We start from the raw sequence: 6,123 nt of genomic DNA, 5'->3' as shown, positions 1-6,123 counted from the left end.
TTGTAGTTAAAACAATTTACTGATTTTCAATCAAATGAACAACTTTATTCTTTATTAATCAAAATGCACAACGGGTTGATTCTTCTAACTTTTATCAAATTAAAATTAATTATCAAAAGACAAAACAAAATTTTTATTTGATAGTAAATTCAACTTATTTAATCTTTGCTTGTGTAGAAAAAAATAGATGCTTTGATTTGAAATTTATTGACTTTCCTATTGAATTAATTTCACAATTAAAAGCCGAAGTAAATTCAAGTTTGATCCTTCTAAATCCAAAAGAATTAAATAAAAAAGTAAACATTTCTGATTTAGAATTATTAGGTGAATCAGAAATTAAACAGATCAATTATTGGAAAAGTAAAATACTGGGAGAGATTGTTTTCAATTGTTTTGATTAAACTTTTCGTTTAATAATTTTCTTACGTTTTCTTTTCTTAAAAATAATTCGAATTAGACGATAACCATATGTTACCTTTTTATTTTTTGTGATAATAGGAAATGCCATTGTGCACATCAACGAAATACAAGCAGTTGTACCTAATGCCCCTCCATAACCATTGAAAATTTTGCTCGTATAATGCAATAAAACTGCAAATAAAATTGGAGAAAAAACTAACGAAAAATAACTAATATTTATGGTTGATGATACCATTCCAATGAAAGTTCCGCCAATTACATACAACGGAATATTTTTGGTATAAAACTCTGGTAAAATTGTTGGAAAAAAATAGAAAAATCCACCGACAATCATTGCAATCATTGCAGAGGCACGAACTGGACCTTGTTTGAAACGAATGTTTAATTCATATGTTGTTAATGAAGCAATTATTGAAAACATCATTAATATTAAAAATTCAATAATCATTAGCCAATAATTAATTTAAACAACAACATACTCAACAAAACGCCTATAAATGCTAATGTTCCTAGCTTTCCACCCACACCAACAAATAAAGATTTTGTAGCAAAAAATAACAAGGCAGTAAAAACTCCAGCCGAAATAATCATCCAATAAACATACTGAAAATCAAGCGAAGTCATCCCAATGAAAGCACCACAATAAATTGGTCCTGCAATTTGTTTTAGATATTCTGAACGAGAATTAAACTTCGTTAAAAAAGAACCTAAAGTTCCTATAATTCCTGCAGAAAAAACACCGCCTAAACCTAATTTATTATTGATCAAATATGTAATTATTGCTGCAATAGGAATCCATAAAACCAAAGTTTTACGATCAAAAGAATATTCGTGATGATGCAGTGGAAACTTGCGGTAAACCACAATCAAAAGTAAACAAATTGCAGCAATAATGTAAGGAACAAGATAATGTTCTATTCTTTCGTTCATTATCGAAAATAAAAACAGAAACTGAATTATAAAAATAATCAGTATCGTGACAAATTTTATGATGCGTTTGGTTTGCACAATTATTTTTTGAAGTTGCAAAGTTAGTGACTTGTTTTAACAAAATAGAATAATTTTTATCAGTAAAGTTGTAAAAATTTCTTAAACTTAAGAACAATATGAAAACACTAGAAAATTTGAAATTTCAACATCATTTAACAAAGAATCTATTGAATGATGAATTTTAACAATTCGTGAGTTTCCACAAAAAATTCAGAATGAAATCACCTCTCTTTCAGAACCTAAATTCGAACAATAATATCGTTCTGAAGGCTGCATCAACGTTGGGTTACTTTGTTAAATTCTTTTGTTGAAAGTGATTGGGACAAAAAATTTCGTCATCAGTAAACAAATCTTGCGATTTATGCTTGGAATTGCAATCATCATTTGGCGCATATACAACAAGCTAATAAAAGTTAGTGTATCTTTGCAAAACATAATCTAACTCATGAAATACATCAATTATTTTCTATTATTTTTATCTACAATCATTAGTATTTTTCTGTTTTTTGTAAGCGCTAATCAAATTGAAGTTGTTCCGAATAAAAATGAAGGTTATAAAGGTGAACAAATTATGCTCATTGAAAAATCGAACGATATACAGTTTGTGAAAAATATAGCTGAAACTTCGGTAGATAAATATGATGTAATGTACAATCAATTATCTGATTTTGCAGCAAAAATGAATACTTGGATTATTTTATTATTTATTCTTCAACTTGCTATGGGCGTACTTTTCTTTCTACAATTTCGAAAAAATAAAAAATCTCAAGTCAACACAAGATTAACTTGAGATTATATTGACTTAAACTATCACAAAAAATAAGTCATTCTACCTAAAAAAATATCTATTCCTCAATTAATTCAGCTGAAAAACCAACTTCCTCAATTGTATCAATAATTTCTTCGTCTGTTGCTTGATTAATTTTTACAGACAAAACTTTGTCTGGATTATCAGTATCAACTTCCCAAGCTTCTAAACCATCTAACTTATCTAAAAAAGGTTTCACTTTGCTCACGCAACCACTACAATTTATATTTGTTTTGAATTTTAATTCTTTTGTTTCCATAACTCTTTGATTTTTGTCTTACAAATTTCGATAGAATTGTTCCAAAACCATTTACAAGATTTCGCTAAATAGTTATATGATTTCTATACTTATTAATCGTTTTGAGCTACTTTTGCATTCAAACAAAACAATTTCAATTTCTTTTACAAATGAGTCAACAAAATGACCAAAATATTATCTTAGCGATCGACGAAAAACCGAAGTTAGGACAAGGTATATTATTAAGTATACAGCATCTTTTTGCAATGTTTGGTGCAACAGTTTTAGTTCCTGCTTTGACAGGAATGTCTCCAGCAATTGCATTAATTTCGAGTGGAATCGGAACTTTAGTTTTCATCTTAATTACACGAGGAAAAGTCCCTTCATATTTGGGATCTTCATTTGCTTTTATCAATCCAATTATCGCAATGAAAGCTTTAGAAACAAACCCAGAAAGTGGAATTGCGACAGGAAGTTTCTTGGTTGGTAGTTTTTTGGTAGGAGTTACTTATTCATTGGTCGCACTATTTATAGCAACGGCAGGAACAAAATGGTTAATGAGACTTTTACCCCCTATTGTTGTTGGTCCAGTAATTATGGTAATTGGTCTGGGATTAGCTTCTACAGCAATCAAAATGGTGACAAATAATCCTTCTGGTGAATATGATTTAACCTATGTTATAATTGGTTTTGTTACCTTAATTATCACGATAATTACAGCAATTTTCAGTAAAGGTTTTTTGAGTGTAATTCCAGTTTTGGTCGGAATTATTGGTGGATATCTTTTTGCAATTACGATGGGAGTTGTCGACCTAAATCCTGTTATAGAAGCTAAATGGTTTATGATTCCAGATTTTACCATTCCTTTTGTAGATTACACACCAACTTTGTCTTGGTATGTTATTTTCTTAATGATTCCGGTCGCAATTGTACCAATCGCAGAACATATCGGACATCAATTAGTTTTGAGTAAAGTCGTGAACAAAGACTTAATCGAAGATCCAGGTCTTGATAAATCGATGTTAGGAGATGGTATTGCAACAATGATTGCAGCTTGTTTAGGTGGACCTCCAAACACAACGTATGGCGAGAATATTGGTGTTTTAGCCATTACAAAAGCTTTTAGCATTTATGTATTTATTGGAGCAGCATGTTTTGCTATTTTATTTGGATTTTGTGGTAAAGTTTCAGCTTTATTAAGTACAATTCCAACACCAGTTATGGGCGGCGTTTCTATTTTATTATTCGGAATTATTGCTTCGAGCGGATTAAGAATGCTAATCGAGAATAAAGTTGATTTCAAGATTAAACGAAACCTTATTATTTCCTCTGTTATTCTTATCATTGGAATCGGTGGTGCAGCAATCCACATTGGAGATTTATTTTCTTTAGAAGGAATGGCTTTAGCTTCTATAATTGGAGTTGCTTTAAATTTGATTCTTCCTGGAAGAGAATTTGTCTCATTCAAAGAAATGTTTGATGAAGAAAATTAAATTATCATAAAATAAAAAGACGAAAATTTATAATTTCCGTCTTTTTTTATTAGATATTTTTTGTTCTTAAACTTCGTCAAAATCAATTGCTAAAGTAGCTGTTTTTGGACGAGAAATACACGCTAACGTCATTCCTTCTTCATAATCAGAATCTGTTAATACATAGTTGTCTCCGATATGCACTTCGCCTTCCGTTATCTTACACATACAAGACGAACAGACACCACCTTTACATGAATAAGGCGCATCAATACCAGCGTCTAACATTGTATCAATCAAATTTTTTCCTCTATCCCAAGTCACTTCAGAAGTTTCTCCATCAAGTGTTACAGTAACTTGAACCGTTTGAGGTCCTTCGTCATGTTTTGTAAAAATATCTTCTGTTTTCACTGAAGGATTAAACATTTCGAAATGAATATGTTTCTCGATAATTCCCGCTTCATTGATTTTCTTCGCTAAAGTCAAAATCATTTCTTCTGGTCCACAAACCATTGCTTCATCGACTTCATTGATATCAATAATTTGATTCAAAATTAAATCAAACTTCTTCTCATCAATTCGTCCGTTGTAAATAAAATTCTCTTGATCTTGACGCGTATAGAAATGATGAATAAAAACATTGTTTGGATATTTTTGTTTCAATTCTGTCAAACGCTCTTTGAACATGATTGAGTTTTCATCTCTATTTACATAAAAAATATGAAAATTTACCCATTCTTCAGTCTGCAAAGTAAACTCTAACATACTCATAATTGGCGTGATTCCACTACCCGCCGTAAAAGCTAATAACGTACGTTTTTCGTTTGGTTTTGTTGGAATTGTAAAACGTCCACTTGGTGTAGAAACTTCCAATTGATCACCAACTTTTAGTTCATTTGCTAAATAAGAAGAAATCTTTCCATTTGGTTGAGATTTAACCCCAATGCTCCATTTTTTATCATTAGGAGATTCACACAAAGAATAATCTCTTCGTTCTCCATTAATATTAAGAGTGATATATTGTCCAGGTAAAAAATTGTATTCTTCGTGTAATTCCTCAGGAACATCAAACGAAATTTGAACAGCATCAGCCGTTAATTTTACAATTTCTTTTACTGTTAATAAATTAAATTTCATAGTCGTATACTATTTATAATTCTTAAAACAACTCGTTATTTAAGATTGTTCTGCTAACTTTGTACAAAAGTAAGATTTTAGATTAAATAGAAAAAATATATGGAAATAGCATTGATCGCTCATGATGGAAAAAAAGCTGAAATGGTCAATTTTTTAATGAAACATAAAGAAGCTTTAAACAAAAATAATATCACATTTATTGCTACAGGGACTACAGGAAAGTATGCAGAGCAAACTGGACTAAAAGTAACGCGCTATCTATCTGGTCCTCTTGGTGGTGACGCGCAAATTGCCGCTCGAGTTGTAGAAGGAAAAACAGATATGGTTTTCTTTTTTAGAGATCCGATGGGAAAACATCCGCACGAACCAGATGTAAATATGTTACTGAGACTGTGCGATGTACACAATATCCCATTAGCTACAAACCCAGCGACAGCAGAAATGTTATTGGATCATTTGAAATAATTATTCTTAAGCTAATCTTAAGTTTATTTTGGTTGTTTTGGTGGATAATTTATTTAATATTGAATAGAAATTTTAACTGAATATAAATAACAATTCAAAACCAAATTACAATGAATTTAATTAAAAAAACAGCTATCGCGCTTAGCTTATTTGCATTTACTGGATCTACTGTAGCATTTGCTCAAACTAAAACTCCAACTAAAACTGCTAAAACAGAAATGGCAAAAACAAAGGCTACAACTGATAAAAAAGTAACAGAAACAAAAAAGGATGTAAAAGCAACTACAACTAAGAAAACTGATGCAACTGCTAAAACAGTCAATGACAAAAAAGTAGCTTCAGAAAAAAAAGTGGAGAAAACGACTACTCCAAAAAAAGAAACAAAAACGACTGTAGCTAAAACAACTACTGCAGGGACTTACAATGGACACAAAGTTTATGTAGGACCAAAAGGTGGAAAATACTATATCAACGATAACGGAAATAAAACGTATATCAAACAATAGTTTTTATCCTATGTAACGTCCTGAAAAAATGATACAGGATTAGACCAATAAAATTTTATTTTAAACAGTACATATATTCGTATTTGT

The 6,123-nt window shown here is 30.4% G+C and carries 9 protein-coding genes; 5 read left to right on the top strand and 4 right to left on the bottom strand.

Annotated elements, in window-relative coordinates:
• Positions 1-197: 197 nt before the first annotated feature.
• The gene (locus HXZ69_RS14900) at positions 198-401 is read left to right on the top strand and encodes a hypothetical protein (protein WP_286496431.1); all 204 of its coding nucleotides are present in this window, start codon (positions 198-200) and stop codon (positions 399-401) included.
• Here HXZ69_RS14900 and HXZ69_RS14895 read toward each other — a convergent pair.
• Complete coding sequence (locus HXZ69_RS14895) at positions 398-844, bottom strand: hypothetical protein (RefSeq protein WP_147279982.1); 447 nt, start codon at positions 842-844, stop codon at positions 398-400. The two genes, HXZ69_RS14900 and HXZ69_RS14895, sit on opposite strands and share 4 nt — an antisense overlap.
• 23 nt (positions 845-867) lie before the next feature.
• On the bottom strand, positions 868-1,350 hold the full coding sequence (locus HXZ69_RS14890) for a hypothetical protein (protein ID WP_115000270.1): 483 nt from the start codon (positions 1,348-1,350) through the stop codon (positions 868-870).
• A gap of 505 nt (positions 1,351-1,855) precedes the next feature.
• Here HXZ69_RS14890 and HXZ69_RS14885 point away from each other — a divergent pair.
• Entirely contained in the window at positions 1,856-2,200 is a 345-nt protein-coding gene (locus HXZ69_RS14885; protein WP_221854443.1) for a hypothetical protein, read from the top strand.
• Positions 2,201-2,255: 55 nt separating this feature from the next.
• Here the strand turns inward: HXZ69_RS14885 and HXZ69_RS14880 are convergent, their stop codons facing one another.
• Entirely contained in the window at positions 2,256-2,477 is a 222-nt protein-coding gene (locus tag HXZ69_RS14880) for a heavy-metal-associated domain-containing protein (RefSeq protein WP_038335762.1), read from the bottom strand.
• Positions 2,478-2,626: 149 nt separating this feature from the next.
• Here HXZ69_RS14880 and HXZ69_RS14875 point away from each other — a divergent pair, with 149 nt between their 5' ends.
• Positions 2,627-3,949 carry a solute carrier family 23 protein gene (locus HXZ69_RS14875; protein ID WP_221854442.1) on the top strand — a complete coding sequence of 441 codons (1,323 nt, stop codon included), beginning with the start codon at positions 2,627-2,629 and terminating at the stop codon, positions 3,947-3,949.
• A 66-nt stretch (positions 3,950-4,015) separates the two neighbouring features.
• Here HXZ69_RS14875 and HXZ69_RS14870 read toward each other — a convergent pair whose 3' ends face one another.
• Positions 4,016-5,065, bottom strand: a complete 1,050-nt coding sequence (locus HXZ69_RS14870) for a 2Fe-2S iron-sulfur cluster-binding protein (protein ID WP_125349352.1) — start codon at positions 5,063-5,065, stop codon at positions 4,016-4,018.
• Between the two features lie 99 nt (positions 5,066-5,164).
• Here HXZ69_RS14870 and HXZ69_RS14865 point away from each other — a divergent pair, with 99 nt between their 5' ends.
• On the top strand, positions 5,165-5,530 hold the full coding sequence (locus tag HXZ69_RS14865) for a methylglyoxal synthase (protein ID WP_019973715.1): 366 nt from the start codon (positions 5,165-5,167) through the stop codon (positions 5,528-5,530).
• A gap of 110 nt (positions 5,531-5,640) precedes the next feature.
• Entirely contained in the window at positions 5,641-6,036 is a 396-nt protein-coding gene (locus tag HXZ69_RS14860) for a hypothetical protein (RefSeq protein WP_125349351.1), read from the top strand.
• The last annotated feature ends 87 nt before the right edge of the window (positions 6,037-6,123 follow it).

This window comes from Empedobacter sp. R132-2 (assembly GCF_030324375.1).
Taxonomy (GTDB): Bacteria; Bacteroidota; Bacteroidia; order Flavobacteriales; family Weeksellaceae; genus Empedobacter; species Empedobacter falsenii_B.
Note: the sequence above shows the minus strand (reverse complement) of the source record. Positions and strands in the feature narration are given on the sequence as shown.